The sequence below is a fragment of the Haladaptatus sp. genome (assembly GCF_049589095.1).
GTDB lineage: Archaea > Halobacteriota > Halobacteria > Halobacteriales > Haladaptataceae > Haladaptatus.
On sequence record NZ_JBAWAC010000033.1, the window covers coordinates 1 to 1645 of the forward strand.

The window sequence follows — 1645 nt, forward strand, 5'->3', positions numbered from 1 at the left end:
CTTCCGGGTGATAGCGCGCGCCGAACGCCACGTTTTCCCGCGCGGTCATGTGTGGAAAGAGCGCGTAATCCTGAAACACGAAGCCGAAGCCCCGTTCTTCCGGCGGGTCGTTCGTCACGTCGTGGCCGTCGAATCGGACGTGACCTTCGTGATCGTGATAGCCAGCAACCGTTTCGAGCAGGAGCGTCTTGCCGCTCCCGCTCGGGCCGAGCACGACGAGGGTTTCGCCCGTCTCGACCGAGAACTCGGTTTCGAGGTCGAACGAATCGGTTCCTTCGGTGGTGAACGTCGCCGCGATGTCCACGTCGAAACTCACAGGAATCCCCCCGATTTCGTCCCCGTGAGCAGTCGAACGACGAGGAAGATGCCCGCGCTCATCACCAGCAGGATGAACGCGACGGCGCTCGCGTGTTGCAATCCCGCGGATCGATACGTGTCGAGGATGTACACCGGCGCGTGCTGTGAGACGGTCTCCTTTCCGGTGAACGGGTAAAAGAAGTTCACGCTGTAGGCGACGATGGCAATCGCGCCGAACTCCGAGACGCCGCGCGCCCACGCGAGGACGCCGCCCGTGACGATGCCGCGAGACGCGAGCGGCACCTGAATCCGGCGGAACGTCTCGAACGGCGTCGCGCCGTGGCTTCGTGCGGCGTATTCGAGTCCCGAATCGATCGATTCGAACGCTTCACGGGTGGTGTTGACCGCGTAGGGTGCGCTCACGAACGTCACCGCCAGTACCATCCCGGTCATCGTGGTCAACACCGACGTCCCCGGAAACAGCCCGTGTTTTCCGAAGCCGAACAGGATGAGGATTCCGGCGACCGAGTGGGGAACGACGAGCGGCAGATCGACCAGGCTCTCCACGATCGCCTGTCCCGTGAAGCCGCGGGCGAGGAGGGAGGCGAGCGGGACGCCGAAGACGAGTGCCCCAACCGTTGCGAGGAGCGGGCCGTAGATAGTGAGGTACAACATCGTGTGAACTTCGGATGACATGGCCGTCTCGACGAGGAGGTCCGGTTCTTGATTGACGAAAAACATGGCGAACGGCATGCCGAGCGCGAGCAGGAGGACGACGCCGAACGTCGCGGCGGCCACGCCGAACCAGCCACGGTTCGCCCGCCATCCCAACAGCGCGGCGCTCACGAGCGCGACACCGATGTAGAGCGTCGGATGGCCGAGCACGTAGAGCGCCGCGAACGTGAGTGCTTGGACCGTCAGCACCGTCAGTACGACCGACCCCCGACCGAGCATCGCCGTGGAAGTCGTTCGATATCGCCCGTCCTCGTAGTTGGAATCGCTCATTGGTTTTCTATTGGTTCGTGTCGGGTCTCGGCGGCAGTTCGGAGTCCGGCTATAGCTTGAGCGGACCGAGTGCCGATTTGGCTTCCGCGTCGTTCATGATGGTCTCGGGGACGGCGTCCTTCTGACTCTTCGGGACGACCGCAGGGGAAACCGGTTTGAAGCCGTTGTCCTTCAGTATCTTTCCTCCCGGCTCCGTGATCATGTACTCGACCCACGCGTTCCCAGCCTCGGTGTTCTTCGCATTGCTCGGAACCGTCATTCCGTAGGCGATGGGCGCTCCAGTGTACGTCGCGCTGTCCGTCTTCACGCTCACCTTCGCGTAGTGTTCGGCGTACTTCTTCGT

3 protein-coding genes are annotated in these 1645 nt (G+C 62.9%); all 3 read right to left on the reverse strand.

Annotated features, from left to right (window positions below):
• Positions 1 to 316 (reverse strand): ATP-binding cassette domain-containing protein (locus tag WBV42_RS01155; protein WP_423984414.1); only part of this gene is annotated, 316 nt, incomplete at its 3' end.
• On the reverse strand, positions 313 to 1302 hold the full coding sequence (locus tag WBV42_RS01160; protein ID WP_423984415.1) for an ABC transporter permease: 990 nt from the start codon (positions 1300 to 1302) through the stop codon (positions 313 to 315). The genes WBV42_RS01155 and WBV42_RS01160, both read right to left, overlap by 4 nt.
• 49 nt (positions 1303 to 1351) lie before the next feature.
• Positions 1352 to 1645 (reverse strand): substrate-binding domain-containing protein (locus tag WBV42_RS01165; protein WP_423984416.1); only part of this gene is annotated, 294 nt, incomplete at its 5' end.

Bases quoted from the DNA above. Each gene is read 5' to 3' on its own strand.
- WBV42_RS01160 (WP_423984415.1), bottom strand. From the start codon at position 1,302: ATGAGCGATTCCAACTACGAGGACGGGCGATATCGAACGACTTCCACG.